A 14,401-nucleotide genomic window follows, 5' to 3' on the forward strand; every position below is an offset into this window, starting at 1 on the left:
CGGGGGCTCCGCGGCGCTTCCGGGGTGGGTGAGGGGGTCGGGCGCGCGGGGCGGGGGCGGGGGGGGCGGCCCGGGCGTACGGGCCGCCGCGGGGACGGGCGCGGGCGCGCGCGTGCGACGGGGCCCGCCCCGGCGGGGGCCGCCGCGGGCACGGCCCTCGCGGGCGCGGCCGTCGCTTCCGGCGCCTCCGGGCAGGGGCTCATCGGCATGCGCGAGCGAGCGCGCGTCTACGACGGCACGGTGACCGCCGAGCCTGCCCCCGGGGGCGGTTTCGAGGTCAGCCTGCGCGTCCCCGTGCCGAGGACCGGCCGTGCCGGCTGAGCGGGAACGGGAGCGGGAGCGGGACCAGCAACACCCACACCCATACCAACAGCAACACCAACAGGACCGGGAAGGAGGGGCCGTGCAGGGAGGGGCCGTACTGCGCGTCCTCGTCGTCGACGACCAGTTCCTGATCCGGTCCGGACTGACCGCGCTGCTCACCGCCGCGCCCGGCTACGAGGTCGTCGGCGAGGCCGAGGACGGGGAAGCGGCGGTGCGGCTCGCCGCCGAGACCCTCCCGGACGTGATCCTCATGGACATCCGCATGCCCGGGATCGACGGGATCACGGCCACCGAACGGATCCTGGCCGCTTCCGCTTCCGCTTCCGCCGCCGCCGCTTCCGCCCCCGCCTCCCCTTCCCCCACCGCGGAGCCCGCCAGGGGGCCCAAGGTGCTCATGCTGACCACCTTCGACTCCGACGAGTACGTCTTCCGCGCCCTGCGCGTCGGAGCCGGCGGGTTCCTCTTCAAGGACACCCCGCCCGCCCGGCTGCTCGCGGCCATCGCCACCGTGCACGCCGGCGAGATGCTGTTCAGCCCGGGAGCCCTGCGCGGGCTCGTGGACACGTACGCCGTCCCGGCCGCCGTCCGCGCTCCGCACCCCGGCCTGGCCGCCCTGACGCCGCGCGAACACGAGGTGCTCGGTCTGGTCGGGGCCGGGCTGTCCAACGCCGACATCGCCGTACGCCTCGTCCTCAGTCCCGCCACGGTCAAGACCCACGTCCACCGCTGCATGAGCAAGCTGGGACTGTCCAGCCGCGCCCAGGCCGTCGTGGTGGCGCACGAGTCCGGACTCGCCGCACGGCTGACCTGAGACCGTCTCCGGATGCGGCCGCCGCCCGGCGCCTCCACAGTGGACCCATGGGTATCGATGACTACGGCGGTGGCCCCGGCGCACAGCAGACCGGCGTCATGGTCGTGACGACGAACGACGTCCCCGGCTACCGGGTCGAGAACGTCATCGGCGAGGTCTTCGGCCTCACCGTGCGCTCGCGCCACCTGGGCAGCCAGATCGGCGCGGGCCTCAAGTCGATGATCGGCGGTGAACTGAAGGGCCTCACCAAAACCCTGGTGGAGACGCGCAACCAGGCGATGGAACGGCTCATCGACCAGGCGAAGGCGCGCGGCGCGAACGGGGTGCTGATGATGCGCTTCGACGTCACCGAGGCCGCCGATGTCGGTACCGAGGTGTGTGCCTACGGGACGGCCGTCGTGCTGGCGCCCGCGGGCACGTAGGCCGTCTCCCGCGGACCGTGCCGGGCCCGGGGCGCGGCGCGCTCAGCCGGCACCAGCCACAGCAGGGCCGGAGCCGTCACGGCTGGGGGCCCGTCCGCCGTGGCTGAACCAGCCGCGGCCGGCGCAGACCACGACCGCGACGTGATGGTCGAGGGCGCGCGGCCCGACGACCGGCAGCACACCCTGCTGCACGCCCACGCCGGGACACACCAGGCCGAGTCTGCGGTGATTGGCGGTGGGCGAGAAGTACCGCAGCCAGCTGCTGTACGGGGGCGTTGCCATCTGCGGATGGTGATCCACGAGCCCCGGCGGGCTCAAGGGGAGGCCGACTCCCGGGCGTTACGGGGCGTGCGCGCGGCCGGCGGAGCCGCGGCAGGGGCGGGGGCGGCGGGGGCGATGGTGGCGGCGGCGAGGGCGGCGAGGGCGGCGGGGGTGCCTGCCGGGGTGCCTGCCGGGCCGGAACGGGCCCCTTCCGGGCGGAGTCCCGCCGCCAGCCCGGCGACGACCACGGCCAGGCCCAGCCACACCGCCGGTCCCGGTACCCCGCTGCCGCAGGCAGCGCCCGCCCCGGCCGCGGCCAGCGGCGCGATCCCGCTCAGCAGCCCGGCCCGGCCGGAGCCCACGGCGGCCACCGTGCGGTACCAGAGGAGGAAGGCCACCGCCGTCACCATGACGGCGAGGTACCCGCAAGCCGCCCACTGGTGCGCGGTCACCGACGCCAGCTCCGCAGGCCCCTCGACGCACAGCGCGAGCACCGCCAGCATCACCGCGCCCATCCACACCGCGTGCAGCGACACCCCCCAGGCGCCGTGGCGCCGCAGCACCGGCACCGCGAGCAGGGTGAAGCCCGCCTCGCAGCCCAGCGCGAGCGCGGCCCAGCCCACCCCGGCCGCGTCGGTCCGGCCCGTCCCCTCCACCAGTACGGCGCCGGCGACGACCAGCGGCGCGGCCAGCAGCACCCGGCGGCTGGGCCTGCGGCCCTCCAACAGCGGGCCGAGCACCCCGAGCAGGACCGGCACCGAGGCCACGGCGACAGCGATCACGGCGGGCTCGGCATGCGCGACGCCCCGTACGACGGCCAGGTTGAACAGCACCAGCCCGGTCGCGGCGATCCCCGCCAGCCACAGCCACTCCCGGCCGCGGGGCGCCACGATCCGCACCCGGGCCACGCGGGCCAGGGCGAACAGGAGCACCGCGGCCGCCCCGTAACGCACGGCCTGGACGCCGAAGAGGGGGGCGTCGACGAGCGAACGGGAGACGGTGACGCTGCTGCCGACGAGCGCCATGCCGACGATGCCGGGGACCAGATCGCGCAGCGGCGGAGCCGATGGAGGGGCCGGAGGGGTCGCAGGGGTCGGAGGGGGCGGCGTGGACGGAGTGGACGGAGTGGACGGAGCGGAGGCAGGGGACGGAGCGGTGGCGGTGGGCGCTGTGGACGTCTTCTTCATGTCCTCGAGCCTGACGTCACAATGGACCCATGGGCAGGTCCAATGAGAACGCTTCCGAGGGGTCCAGAACCGGTGGATCCGGATCGGACTTCCTCCAGCTCGACATCGGCCGGGCCCCGGCGGGCGGCCGCACCGAATGGCTCGCCGACCGGCTGCGCGCCGCCATCGCCGACGGCACGCTCCCCGTGGGCAGCCGGCTGCCGGCCACCCGCGTCCTGGCCGCCGAACTCCGGGTCTCCCGGGGCCTGGTCACCGAGGCGTACCAGCGGCTGGCCGAGACCGGGCAGGTCGCGGGCCGCGGCCGAGGGGGCACGATCGTGGTGGCGGCGCCGGCGGTGACCGCGCCCGCGTCCCCGTCCGCGGCGGCCGCGGAACCGCCGGCCCGGGCCGACCCGTTCGGGCCGCGGGCCCGGAAGCCGCTGGTCGACGCGCTGCGCGCGGTACCGTGCCGGATCGACCTCTCGCCCGGGGTGCCCGACCTGACCGCGTTCCCGCGCACGGCATGGCTCCAGGCCGAGCGCCGGGTCCTCGCCGGGCTCACCCCCGGCGACTTCGGCTACGGCAACCCCCAGGGCACGCCCGCGCTGCGCGAGGCGATCGTCGGCTGGCTCGCCCGGGGCCGCGGGATCCGGGCCGACCCCGGCGAGGTGGTCGTGGTCGCGGGCGTCGCCCAGGCACTCGGCCTCCTGGCCCAGGTGCTGTACGCGGACGGCGTGCGGTGCGTCGCGGTGGAGGACCCGGGATCGCTCGGGGCGCGGCGGCAACTGGAGCACGGCGGGATGCGGACCCTGCCGGTACCGGTGGACGCGGGCGGGATCGACACCGCGGCCCTGGCGGCCGGCCCGGCCCGGGCCGTCCTGCTGACCCCGGCGCACCAGTTCCCGACCGGGGCGGTGCTCGACGGGGAACGGCGCCGCGAACTCCTCGGCTGGGCGGCCCGCGGCGGCATCGTCATCGAGGACGACTACGACGCCGAACACCGCTACGACCGGGCCCCCGTCCCCGCACTGCGCGCCCTGCTGCCCGACGCCGTCTGCTACGCGGGCAGCGTCTCCAAACTCCTCGCCCCCGCCCTCCGCCTGGGCTGGCTGCTGGTCCCGCCGCGGCACCTGGACGCCGTGATCGAGGCCAAGCGCTACGCCGACCTCGGCAACCCGGTCCTCGCCCAGCTGGTGCTGGCCCGGCTGATGGAGTCCGGCGAACTGGAACGCCACCTGCGCTTCGTGCGCCGCCGCCACCGGGCCCGCCGGGACGCGATGCTGCGGGCGATCGCCGCGGAGCTGCCGGGCGCGCGGGTGCACGGCGCGGCCGCCGGGCTGCACCTGATGGTCACCTTCGACGGAGCCGGCTTCGACGACACCGCCCTGGCGTCGGCGGCCCTGCCCCTCGGCGTCAAGGCCCATCCGCTGTCCTGGCACCGGATGGCCCCCGGCCCCCCGGGCCTGGTCCTCGGCTACGCGGCGGGTACGGCGGGCGAGATCGAGGAGGGCGTGGCCGCCTTCGGCACGGCGCTGCGGGGCTTGCTCCGGGCCTGATCCGGGCCTGATCCGGGCCTGATCCGGGCCTGATCCGGGCCTGGGCCGAGGGTGCGGTCCCGCCGTCTCGAGGTCGCGGCGAGGTCGTGTCGAGGGCCGCGAAAAGTTTTCCGGAAACGGCGGCAACCTCCCGGAGGGTCGCGCGTCGTGCGGGGGTGAGGGCGTGAACCCGCGCTCTCCAGCCGACCGTGGAGAACCACCGTGAAGAACCTGAAGCGCGCCCCGCTGTCCGTCCGCAGGGCGGCGGCCGTCGCCGTCGCCGCCGCCGGGGTGGCCGTCGCCCTGGCCGGACCGGCCTCCGCCGCGCAGGGAGCGTCCGCCACGCCGTCCGCCTCGTCGCCCGCCTCGCCGAGCGTTTCCCCCGCCCCGACGTCGACCGCCCCGGCCGCCGCCCCGTCGCCGGTCGTGAGCCTTCCCCCGAGCGCGACCCCCAGCAAGGCTCCGGGCACCGCCCCCAGCGTGTCCTCCGCCCCCTCGGGCGCTCCCGTGCCCTCCGCGTCGGCCGCTTCGACCGGTGAGCCCGAGCTCGCGCATACTGGCTCCTCCGCCACCACCACCGCGCTCGGCGCCGGGGCCGCCGTGCTGCTCACCGCGGGAGCCGCGACCCTGTACGCCGTGCGGCGCCGCACCAACGGCTGAGGATCTCCGTGCTCCACCTCGCACCACCCGTGGGCCTCGCCGCGGCCGGATCCTTCCGGTCGCGGCGGGGCTTGTGGTCGTTCCTGCTGCGCCGCGACCGCTCCGCCCCGCAGGCCCCGCCCGCGCCGTCGGAGGCGTACCGGCACGGGTACACGTACGGGCACGGCTACGGGCACAGCTATGGCCATACGGACGGCCCCACCTGCGGCGACGCCCATCCGAACGGCGGCCCGCAGCCGACCGTGACCGAGCTCTACCACGCCCACCGGCTGCGGATGGTCCGGCTGGCCGTGCTGCTCGTGGACGACCTGGGCACCGCCGAGGACGTGGTGCAGGACGCGTTCACGGCGCTGTACCGGCGCCACGGAGAGCGGATCACGGAGGTGGACAACGCGCTGGGCTACCTGCGCACCGCCGTCGTGAACACCGCGCGTTCGGTCCTGCGCCGCAGGCGGACGGTTCGCGCGTGGACCCCGCCGGCGCCCGTCGACGAACCGTCCGCCGAGGCGGCCGTGGTCCTGGACGAGGCGCACCGCGAGGTCCTCGCCGCGCTGGGCCGGCTGACGCCGCGGCGGCGTCAGGTACTGGTGCTGCGCTACTGGGCCGATCTGAGCGAGGCGGAGATAGCCGAGACGCTCGGGATCAGCCGGGGCGCGGTCAAGTCGAACGCGAGCCGCGCCCTGGACGCGCTGGAACGACTTCTGGAGGGTCGGATATGACACGTGACGGGGTGCCCGAGGGGCCCGTCGAGCTGCGGTTGCGGCAGGCCCTCGACGCCCGCGCCGCCGGCATCACCGTGCGCGCGCTGCGCCCGGCGCGGCCGCCGGGGCAGGAGGTGCGCAGGATGCCGTGGGCGTCGGCGCGGCCGCGGATGTTCGCGCTGCAGCTGGCCGGGCTGGCCGTGGCGGCCGCCGCGGTGGTCGGGTACGCCGTCCTGGCTCCGGACTCCGCGCCCGTGCGGCCGGACCCGGTGCCGCCGGCCGCGCCGCCCTCGCCGTCGCCGACCGTCCCGTCGCCGTCCTCGGTGACCGGGCCGTCGGTGTCTCCCTCGCCCTCGGGTTCGGCGTCCTCGTCCGTTCCCACGCCCGTGCCCGGGACCGCCCGGGCCACGGAAGGCGGCCCGGGTGCGCCGAAGCCGAGCGCCACCGTGTCCCGCCCGTCCGCCCCCTCGGCCGCGCCCTCGACCGCGGGAGCGTCCGCGCCGGCACCGTCGGCCTCGCCGAGCCGCCCCTGACAGGTCAAGGGGTCGCTCCGCTCCGACCCGGCGGCCGTCCGCCGCGACCTAGCTACCCGGCCGCCGGGGTGTTCTTCACGGCGGCCACCAGCGGTGCGAGCTCCGGCCTGCGCGCCGCCTCGTCCAGCGCCTCGCGCAGGGCGGTGTCGTTGGTGGGCCGGGCCTCGGCCAGCAGGGCCAAACCGGCCGGGCTGACGTCGGTGTAGATGCCCCGGCGGTCGGTGTCGCAGAGGTACCGGTTCAGCAGGCCCCGGTCCTCCAGACGGCTGACCAGACGGGTCGTCGCACTCTGGCTGAGCACCACCGAGTCCGCGACCTGGTGCATCCGGAGGTGCCCGCCGGGGCCGCTGTGCTGGCGGCTGAGGACATCGAGCAGCGAGTACTCACGCACGCTCAGTCCGTGTCCCGCCTGGAGCGCGCGCTCGATGTGCGCCTCGATCCGCCCGTGCAGGAGGGAGAGGGCGCACCAGCCCTGGGAGAGGGCGGTGAGTGCGCTGTCCGTGGCCGTCATGGGCTCCTCCTGCGGGTCCTTCGTGGTGTCCCCCCAGGATAGGCGACGAGCGCAATAGCCCGCGCTTGCAATTAACCCGCGTATGCAATTAATGTGGACGCAGGTAATCAGCCACGGCCGAGAAAGTGGCAGCACCCACGCGTCGCAGTGAACGTGGCGGCCTCACACGGTAATCTCCCCCCTTGGAGGGCACCCCCTCATGCCTCTCGCACTCCTCGCCCTCGCCATCGGAGCCTTCGGGATCGGCACCACCGAATTCGTGATCATGGGCCTGCTCCCCGAGGTCGCCGCCACCTACGGCGTATCGATTCCCACCGCGGGCTTCCTGGTCACCGGCTACGCCCTCGGCGTGGTCCTCGGGGCGCCGCTGATGGCCGTCCTCGGCACCCGCGTCCCCCGCAAGCGCATGCTGATGCTGCTCATGGGGCTGTTCATCGCCGGCAACGTCCTCTCGGCGCTCGCCCCCGTCTTCGGCGTGATGCTCGCCGGCCGGGTCGTCGCCTCCCTCGCGCACGGCGCGTTCTTCGGCATCGGCGCGGTCGTCGCCGCCGAGCTCGTCGCCCCCGCCAAGAAGGCCGGAGCGATCGCCATGATGTTCACCGGCCTCACCGTGGCCAACGTCATCGGCGTCCCGCTCGGCACCCTCGTCGGCCAGCACCTCGGCTGGCGCGTCACCTTCCTGGTCGTCGCCTCGCTGGGCGTCCTCGGCCTGCTCGGCATCGCCCGCCTCGTCCCCGACCTGCCCCGCCCCGAGGGCGTGCGGATCCGCCACGAACTGGCCGCGTTCCGCAACGTCCAGGTCCTGCTGGCCATGGCGATGACCGTCCTCGGCTTCGGCGGGGTCTTCGCCGCCATCACCTACATCACCCCGATGATGACCGACGTGGCCGGCTTCGCCGACACCTCCGTGACCTGGCTGCTCGTCCTCTTCGGCCTCGGCATGGTCGCCGGGAACCTCATCGGCGGCCGGTTCGCCGACCGCGCGCTGATGCCGATGCTCTACGTGTCCCTGGGCGCGCTCGCCGCCGTCCTCGCGGTGTTCACGCTGACCGCCCACACCAAGGCCGGCGCCGCCGTCACCATCGTCCTCATCGGAGCCCTCGGCTTCGCCACCGTGCCGCCGCTGCAAAAGCGCGTCCTCGACCAGGCCGCCGGGGCCCCCACCCTGGCCTCCGCCGTCAACATCGGCGCCTTCAACCTCGGCAACGCCCTCGCCGCCTGGCTCGGCGGAGTCGTCATCGCCGCCGGGTTCGGCTGGACCGCCCCGAACTGGGTCGGCGCCGCTCTCGCCGCCTCCGCCCTGGGCCTCGCCCTCGTCTCCGGAGCGCTGGAACGGCGTACGGCGGGCCGCGCGGGCGACGACGGCCGCGACGGCCGCCGCGGCCGGGTCGCCGCGGCCGGATCCCCGGCCGACGCGGCCCCGGTCCTCAGCCACCACTGATCCGCCACCGATCCACCACCCCCCGTACCGCACCGCACACAGGAGCTCCCAGCATGTCCACGGCCACCACCACCGTCACCGTCACCGCCCGTACCGCCGTCGCCCCGCTGACCACCGCGGACGCCGAGGCGCTCGTCCGCGCCGCCACGGTCGCCGCGGAGGCGGCCGGGATCGCCGTCAGCGTCACCGTCCTCGACGCGGGCGGCCACCTGCTCGCCTTCCGGCGGGACGACCGGGCCGTGCTGATCTCCGGCGAGACCAGCACCCGCAAGGCCTACACCGCGCTCCAGCTGGACGCCCCGACCGCCGACCTGGTCGACGCCGTCCAGCCCGGCGGCCTCTTCCACACCCTGCCCACCGCCCTGGACCGGCCGCTGCTGTTCATCGCGGGCGGCCTGCCCGTCCACCGGGACGGCCGGCTCGTGGGCGCTGTCGGCGTCGGCGGCGGGGCACCCGGTCAGGACCACGACTTCGCGGCGGCCGCCGTCACGGTGCTGGTCTGACACCCCGGGCCGGCGCGTGGGGCGGCGCCCGCCCCGCGCGCCCGCCCGGCGTCCGCCGCCCCGGTCGCGCGCCCGTGTCCCCCGTGCCACCTTGGTACGGGGGACACGGGCGCACTCACGAGCCAACGATGACGAAACCGACGATGCGGAGCAGACGGATTCACCTCGCGACGGCCACAGTCGCCGCGATGGTCTCCCTTGTCGCGATACCCGGCTGTGCGACCGGTTCGGCCAGTTCGGCCGGGACAACCGCCACCACGGGTGAGAGCCGGTCCCCGTCCTCGTCCTCCGCCCCGCCCGGCCGGCCGGAGTCCGCCGAGCCGCCGGCCGTCGCCCCCTCGCCGACGCGCTCGTACGCGCTGTCCACGGCCCCGCACACCATCCCCGCCGTACGCGAGCACGTCCCGGCCCGCGGCCCCGGCTGGCAGCCCGGCCCGAAGGCGCGGGTCGTCGTACCGCCGGCGGACAGCGCGGAGCTGACCGACGAGGGCAAGCTGCTGGCCGGCGAACTGGGCATGCAGTTCGCCGAATCGGCGACATCGCGCAGCGGGGACGTGGAACTCGCCCTCGGGGCCAAGGGCTCCGGCAAGCCCGAGTCCTACACGCTCACCGTCAAGGACGGGAAGGTCCGCATCAACGGCCCCGACGAGGCCGGGGTCTTCTACGGCACCCGCACCCTGAAGCAGGCCGTCAGCGGCGGAGGTTCGGCCCCCGAGGGAACCGTGCGCGACGCCCCGGCCAAACCGCAGCGCGGCCTCAACCTGGACATCGCGCGCAAGAACTTCACCCCCGACTGGATCAAGGACCGGCTGCGCGAGATGGCCGACCTCAAACTGAACCAGCTGGGCCTGCACTTCTCCGACGACCAGGCCTTCCGGATCGAGTCCGACACCCACCCGGAGATCGTCTCCGACCCGCACCTCACGAAGGCGCAGGTGCGCGATATCACCGCGCTCGCCTCCCGCCTGCACATAGCGGTGATCCCCGAGATCGACTCGCCCGGACACCTCGGCGCGGTCCTGCGCGCGTACCCCGCACTGCAACTGCACGACGTCCAGGGCCGGGCGGTCAAGGGCGCGGTGGACATAGCGAACCCCGCGGCGGCGAAGCTCGTGGACGAACTCCTGCGGGAGTACCTGCCGTTGTTCCCGGGCAGGATCTGGAACCTGGGCGCCGACGAGTACCAGGCGCTGGTCTACCGCGACCCGCAGGCCTCCTTCCCGCAGCTCGCGGCCGCGGCGCGGGAGCGCTACGGGGCCGCCGGGCGCGTCCAGGACCTGGCGACGGGCTGGCTGAACGCCCGTGCGGACGTGGTCCGTTCGGCGGGCCGCCGGCCCGCGGCGTGGAACGACGGCTTCTTCACGGGCGGAGTCGTCCAGCCGGCCAAGGACATCGAGGTGGAGTACTGGACCGGCAAGGAAGGCGGCGCCCGGCCGCCGCTGGAGTACCTGCGCGAGGGCCGCAAGGTCGTGAACCTCAACGACGAGTACCTCTACTACGTGCTGGGCGAGCCGAACGACTTCACCTACCCCACCGGCCGGCGGATCTACGAGGAGTGGACCCCGCGGGTGCTGCGCGGCACCACGGCGGTCCCGCAGAGCTTCGACAGCCAGATACTGGGCGGGCGCTTCGCCGTCTGGGCCGACCTGGCGGGCGCCCAGACCCAGGCCCAGGTGGCGGAGGGCATCCGGCTGCCCCTGGCGGCCGTCGCGCAGAAGCTCTGGGACCCCCGCCCGCCGGCCCTCACCTGGCCGGAGTTCAAGGCCCTGGCCGACCGGCTCTGACCGACCGGCCCCGACCCCGGCTTATTGGCTGGTCGCAGGGCCCGGTCGCGGTGTTGGATGCGGGAATGGACAATGAGCTGCTGCCGTCGCCCGACGGTTACGAGATCTCCGCCGACCCCGCCCGGATCGACCGCGAGCGGGTCCACCGCTGGCTCTCCGAGGACTCCTACTGGGCCCGGGGCCGGAGCCGGGAGAAGCAGGACGCCGCGATCGACGGCTCGGTCAACCTGGGTGTCTACGACGCCGCTTCGGGCGTCCAGGTCGCCTACGCCCGCATGATCACCGACCGGGTCACCTTCGCGTGGCTCTGCGACGTGTACGTGGACCCGGGCGCGCGGGGCAAGGGGCTCGGCACCGCCCTCGCGGGAGCGGTGCGCGACCACCTCGCCCCGTACGGGATCCGGCGGATCCTGCTGGCGACCGCGGATGCCCACGGGGTGTACGAGAAGGTCGGCTTCGGACCGCTCGACGCCCCCGAGAACTGGATGGTCCTCGGCGCGCAGTAGCGCCCGGCAGGGCGCGGGAGACGCGGCGCCGGCGGCTACCAGATGGAGCTGACCCACTCCGGGTGGTCGATGAACGGGTTCCGGTTGTGCTGGTAGGTGTCGTATATGACCTGGTTGCGGCGCTGCTCGAAGGCGTCCGGCGGATCCTGCAGGCTCCACTGCTTCAGGACGCTGATGCGGCCGATCGCCGGCGCGCTGCCGTTGTTGACCTGGTCGTTGACCTCGAGGTCGGCGAAGCCGTCGCCGCCGTCGTAGCGCACGGCCATGTAGAGCAGCATGCGGGCGACGTCACCCTTGACGGCGTCGCGCGGCTCGAAGGAGTCCGCGTCGGTGAAGCTGCCGGGCGCCTCGGCGACCGGGCTGCCTCCGTTGTCGAAGTCCTTGTTCCCGCGAGTGCTGTTGACGGTGACGTCCTCGGGCCTGAGGTGGTGCAGATCGGTTCCCGGGCCGGTGGCCGTGCCGAAGTCGCCGTGGCTCTTGGCCCAGACGTGCTCGCGGTTCCAGTCGTTGACCCCGCCGCCGTTGGTGGACTTGGACTGGGAGCGGCCCGAGTAGACCAGGATCACGTTGTTGGGGTTCGCCGGGTCCTGGTCGGTGACCTTCAGGGCGTTCCACACGCCGTCGTACGTCACCTTGGACTGGGTCTTGATGATGTTGTGCAGCGCGGTCTTCAGCGCGGCGCCGGTCTTGCCCTCGGCGGAGGCGTAGTACGTGTCGATGGCGGAGGCCGGGGCCGCCGAGGAAGCCGGGGCCGCCGAGGAGGCCGCGGCGGTCGCGGTCCTCGGTCCGGCCGTGGCGGAGGCCGGGACCAGTACGAGGGCGGCCGCGGCGAGGCCCGCCGCCCAGGGAGTCAGATGCGCGATTCTCTTCACGTGGGGTACCTCTTCACAGCACCGCTCCCGCCCGGGGAATTGGCGGGGCATCAGGTGGCGGATCGAGGCTCACATTGTCATGTGCCCAACAGATGAAAACCAAGTGTCGGCAGCCGGGACTTTGGCGTCCGCCGCCAGGTGGGAGCGGCGCGAGGCTCCTGCACGGAGGCACCTCGAGCCCGTCTTCGCACCCGTCTTCGCACCCGCCGTCCGAGCCCGGTCCACCCGGATCTCCGTGGTCGCCGCGGAGGTTGCGGCCGGCCGGCCGTCACCCCGTGGGGTGGACGGTGTGGCCCCGGAATTGGAGATTCCGGGGCAACACCGCACATCCCGTTCGGGCAGGGGCGGTTGACCCCCGGTCGTCCTTGATTTCCGTGCAAGCGTCCTGAAAGTCTTCGTTGATCAGCTGTCGCGGCATCAGCGACAGCGGCTACAACGGAGGCAGGACGCATGTCCCCACGCATGGCCCCCCGCACGTCTCACATCCGAATACGCCGGGCGTGGTTGACGGCCGCGACCGCGGCCACGGTGGCGCTGACCTGCCTGTCGGCCCCGGCCCGCGCGGAGGAGACCCCCGCACCGCTGCCCGAAGCCTGGCACCAGGACCCGCAGACGACGGCGAGCGGCGCGGCACCCGTGGGCACCACGGCATGGACCGCCCCCGGCGGCAAGGCCGACCCTTCGGACTTCACCCTGCAGGCCGGCGCGTTGAACGGGACGACCGCCGAACGCGTCGCCCGCCTCGACGGCGTACTGCCCAAGGCGGGCGTGTCGAAGCTCCTCGCCGATGCCAACCGCACGGTCAACACCACGTCGTGCGCCCGCGATCCGTTCGGCACGGCGCCCGCCCCGGCCCTCAAGTGGTGTCTGGAGAACGACGACTCGACCTCGCGCGAGTGGATCCCGCAGGCCATGACGGGCGTCTCGGACGCCGCGGACAACGAGCAGTACGGCGTCGGCAACGACAAGAACATCCAGCTCTACGCGTCCTACGACAACTGGGACCCGGGCCGCGACAGCAACGGGAACGAGGTCGGCGACTGCAACCCCGACGAGCTGAAGGCGAACGACGCCTGCAACCAGAAGGGGGTGCGGATCTCCTTCGTGCAGCGCCGCGCCGACGGCACGGTCACGTACCGGCACGTGCTGCTGGGCTGGACGTACATGAACGATTCGGACCACGTCTCCTTCGACGGAGTGCACTCCGCCGAGGGCTCGACGGTTCCGGACCCGAACGTGGACATGCAGAACGGCCTGCACGCGGGCGGCATGGTCTGGTACGGCCACTACCTCTATGTCGCCGACACCCGGAGCGGCATCCGGATCTTCGACATGGAGAAGATCATGGACCTGGACCCCAACGGGGACGGCAAGGCCGGTGACGCGATGGGCGCGGACACCGACGGGGTGAAGACCACGTCCAACGTCGAGGACAAGACCAAGATCGGCCGCCAGAACAACGTCTGGTACAGCTTCGGCTACCGCTACGTGATGCCGCAGGTGGCGGCCTGGAAGTTCAAGGCCGCGCAGTCCAATCCCGCGGGTTCGTTCACGTGCGTGAGCACGGGCGCTCCGAAGGCGTCCTACCTGTCGCTCGACCGCAGCACGACCCCGGACCGGCTGATCATGGGTGAGTACTGCCGTCCGGAGAGCGGCCACCCGTCGCCCGGCCGGATCGCGTCGTTCCCCGTCAAGGCCCTGGAGAACCGCTCCGGCGAGGTGGCGGCCGAAGGCTGGGCCAACTACCTGCCGATGCCGAACGGCGGTGCCCAGGGCGCGCTGGCGACGGGCGGGACGCTGTACGTCAACCAGAGCGCCGGTCACAACGACCCGGGCAACCTCTGGCGTTACCGGTGGAGCAACGGCGAGCTGGTGTCCAGCGGCAGCGCGATCAAGACCGCCACGGGCGCCGAAGACCTCTACTACGAACGCGGCGCGCAGCGTCTGTGGTCGGTCTCCGAGCACTACGGTCCGGCGGTGAACGCCGAAGCCCTCGAGGACGGCGGGTCGGGAAGGTGCCTGGGCCTGGTCTGCGAGCGCGTCCTCTACGCCCACAGCCAGGCGCAACTGGACGCCCCGTAGCCGGGCTCTGATCCACCACCGGTACCGGTACGGGTGCCCGTACCGGTGGTGGCACCGGTACCGCTGCGCTGATCACGCGGGGCGGGACGCGGGGTCCCGCCACGAGCGCTGATCGCCACGGCCTTCGCGCGCGGTCTTCCCGCTGCCGCACACCGCCGGGGCCGCCGTCCTGACGGTCGTCCAGTGGACCGAACGACCCTGCTGTTTTCAGCCACTGGAGCGTTGTCCTTCGCGGGCTCACGGCATTCCTGGTCGGGGGAACCGGCCCGCTCCTCGCCGCGCGCTCCTA

At 74.0% G+C, this 14,401-nt stretch carries 14 protein-coding genes and 1 pseudogene; 11 read left to right on the forward strand and 4 right to left on the reverse strand.

Annotated features, from left to right (window positions below; translation table 11 throughout):
• Positions 1 to 403: 403 nt before the first annotated feature.
• Together ACWF9Z_RS00265 and ACWF9Z_RS00270 are read left to right on the forward strand one after the other, a co-directional pair.
• Entirely contained in the window at positions 404 to 1,135 is a 732-nt protein-coding gene (locus tag ACWF9Z_RS00265; RefSeq protein WP_453595785.1) for a response regulator, read from the forward strand.
• Between the two features lie 47 nt (positions 1,136 to 1,182).
• Complete coding sequence (locus ACWF9Z_RS00270; protein ID WP_453595788.1) at positions 1,183 to 1,557, forward strand: YbjQ family protein; 375 nt, start codon at positions 1,183 to 1,185, stop codon at positions 1,555 to 1,557.
• Between the two features lie 47 nt (positions 1,558 to 1,604).
• Here ACWF9Z_RS00270 and ACWF9Z_RS00275 read toward each other — a convergent pair.
• Both ACWF9Z_RS00275 and ACWF9Z_RS00280 read right to left on the reverse strand, forming a co-directional pair.
• A pseudogene (locus ACWF9Z_RS00275) lies at positions 1,605 to 1,839 on the reverse strand (AraC family transcriptional regulator); the annotation flags it as partial.
• Between the two features lie 32 nt (positions 1,840 to 1,871).
• Entirely contained in the window at positions 1,872 to 3,005 is a 1,134-nt protein-coding gene (locus ACWF9Z_RS00280) for a DMT family transporter (protein ID WP_453595791.1), read from the reverse strand.
• A 29-nt stretch (positions 3,006 to 3,034) separates the two neighbouring features.
• Between ACWF9Z_RS00280 and pdxR the strand changes: the two genes are divergently transcribed.
• The 4 genes from pdxR (at position 3,035) to ACWF9Z_RS00300 (ending at position 6,413) form a co-directional block, all read left to right on the forward strand.
• On the forward strand, positions 3,035 to 4,540 hold the full coding sequence (gene pdxR, locus ACWF9Z_RS00285; protein ID WP_453595793.1) for a MocR-like pyridoxine biosynthesis transcription factor PdxR: 1,506 nt from the start codon (positions 3,035 to 3,037) through the stop codon (positions 4,538 to 4,540).
• Between the two features lie 201 nt (positions 4,541 to 4,741).
• Positions 4,742 to 5,179: an LAETG motif-containing sortase-dependent surface protein gene (locus ACWF9Z_RS00290; RefSeq protein WP_453595796.1), complete on the forward strand. Its 438-nt coding sequence runs from the start codon at positions 4,742 to 4,744 to the stop codon at positions 5,177 to 5,179.
• 8 nt (positions 5,180 to 5,187) lie between these two features.
• Positions 5,188 to 5,898: a SigE family RNA polymerase sigma factor gene (locus tag ACWF9Z_RS00295; RefSeq protein WP_453595798.1), complete on the forward strand. Its 711-nt coding sequence runs from the start codon at positions 5,188 to 5,190 to the stop codon at positions 5,896 to 5,898.
• A complete protein-coding gene (locus ACWF9Z_RS00300) occupies positions 5,895 to 6,413 on the forward strand; it encodes a hypothetical protein (RefSeq protein WP_453595800.1) in 519 nt (172 codons plus the stop codon). Before ACWF9Z_RS00295 ends, ACWF9Z_RS00300 begins: the two co-directional genes overlap by 4 nt.
• Positions 6,414 to 6,465: 52 nt before the next feature.
• On the opposite strand, the gene ACWF9Z_RS00305 is transcribed toward ACWF9Z_RS00300, so the two are convergent.
• The gene (locus ACWF9Z_RS00305) at positions 6,466 to 6,924 is read right to left on the reverse strand and encodes a MarR family winged helix-turn-helix transcriptional regulator (protein ID WP_453595803.1); all 459 of its coding nucleotides are present in this window, start codon (positions 6,922 to 6,924) and stop codon (positions 6,466 to 6,468) included.
• A 199-nt stretch (positions 6,925 to 7,123) separates the two neighbouring features.
• Here ACWF9Z_RS00305 and ACWF9Z_RS00310 point away from each other — a divergent pair, with 199 nt between their 5' ends.
• The 4 genes from ACWF9Z_RS00310 to ACWF9Z_RS00325 all read left to right on the forward strand — a co-directional run bounded on the left by ACWF9Z_RS00310 (position 7,124) and on the right by ACWF9Z_RS00325 (position 11,158).
• A complete protein-coding gene (locus tag ACWF9Z_RS00310; protein WP_453595806.1) occupies positions 7,124 to 8,365 on the forward strand; it encodes an MFS transporter in 1,242 nt (413 codons plus the stop codon).
• A 53-nt stretch (positions 8,366 to 8,418) separates the two neighbouring features.
• A complete protein-coding gene (locus ACWF9Z_RS00315; RefSeq protein ID WP_453595809.1) occupies positions 8,419 to 8,868 on the forward strand; it encodes a GlcG/HbpS family heme-binding protein in 450 nt (149 codons plus the stop codon).
• A 188-nt stretch (positions 8,869 to 9,056) separates the two neighbouring features.
• Positions 9,057 to 10,652, forward strand: a complete 1,596-nt coding sequence (locus ACWF9Z_RS00320; RefSeq protein WP_453595812.1) for a beta-N-acetylhexosaminidase — start codon at positions 9,057 to 9,059, stop codon at positions 10,650 to 10,652.
• A 65-nt stretch (positions 10,653 to 10,717) separates the two neighbouring features.
• Positions 10,718 to 11,158 carry a GNAT family N-acetyltransferase gene (locus ACWF9Z_RS00325; RefSeq protein ID WP_453595815.1) on the forward strand — a complete coding sequence of 147 codons (441 nt, stop codon included), beginning with the start codon at positions 10,718 to 10,720 and terminating at the stop codon, positions 11,156 to 11,158.
• A 35-nt stretch (positions 11,159 to 11,193) separates the two neighbouring features.
• On the opposite strand, the gene ACWF9Z_RS00330 is transcribed toward ACWF9Z_RS00325, so the two are convergent.
• Entirely contained in the window at positions 11,194 to 12,081 is an 888-nt protein-coding gene (locus tag ACWF9Z_RS00330; RefSeq protein ID WP_453595818.1) for an endonuclease I family protein, read from the reverse strand.
• Positions 12,082 to 12,534: 453 nt separating this feature from the next.
• Here ACWF9Z_RS00330 and ACWF9Z_RS00335 point away from each other — a divergent pair, with 453 nt between their 5' ends.
• A complete protein-coding gene (locus ACWF9Z_RS00335) occupies positions 12,535 to 14,112 on the forward strand; it encodes a hypothetical protein (RefSeq protein WP_453595821.1) in 1,578 nt (525 codons plus the stop codon).
• Positions 14,113 to 14,401 lie beyond the last annotated feature (289 nt).

This window comes from Streptomyces sp. NPDC054961, from assembly GCF_053609145.1.

Bases quoted from the DNA above. Each gene is read 5' to 3' on its own strand.
- ACWF9Z_RS00270 (WP_453595788.1), top strand. From the start codon at position 1,183: ATGGGTATCGATGACTACGGCGGTGGCCCCGGCGCACAGCAGACCGGC.
- ACWF9Z_RS00280 (WP_453595791.1), bottom strand. From the start codon at position 3,005: ATGAAGAAGACGTCCACAGCGCCCACCGCCACCGCTCCGTCCCCTGCC.
- pdxR (WP_453595793.1), top strand. From the start codon at position 3,035: ATGGGCAGGTCCAATGAGAACGCTTCCGAGGGGTCCAGAACCGGTGGA.
- ACWF9Z_RS00300 (WP_453595800.1), top strand. From the start codon at position 5,895: ATGACACGTGACGGGGTGCCCGAGGGGCCCGTCGAGCTGCGGTTGCGG.
- ACWF9Z_RS00305 (WP_453595803.1), bottom strand. From the start codon at position 6,924: ATGACGGCCACGGACAGCGCACTCACCGCCCTCTCCCAGGGCTGGTGC.
- ACWF9Z_RS00310 (WP_453595806.1), top strand. From the start codon at position 7,124: ATGCCTCTCGCACTCCTCGCCCTCGCCATCGGAGCCTTCGGGATCGGC.
- ACWF9Z_RS00315 (WP_453595809.1), top strand. From the start codon at position 8,419: ATGTCCACGGCCACCACCACCGTCACCGTCACCGCCCGTACCGCCGTC.
- ACWF9Z_RS00320 (WP_453595812.1), top strand. From the start codon at position 9,057: ATGGTCTCCCTTGTCGCGATACCCGGCTGTGCGACCGGTTCGGCCAGT.
- ACWF9Z_RS00325 (WP_453595815.1), top strand. From the start codon at position 10,718: ATGGACAATGAGCTGCTGCCGTCGCCCGACGGTTACGAGATCTCCGCC.
- ACWF9Z_RS00330 (WP_453595818.1), bottom strand. From the start codon at position 12,081: ATGCCCCGCCAATTCCCCGGGCGGGAGCGGTGCTGTGAAGAGGTACCC.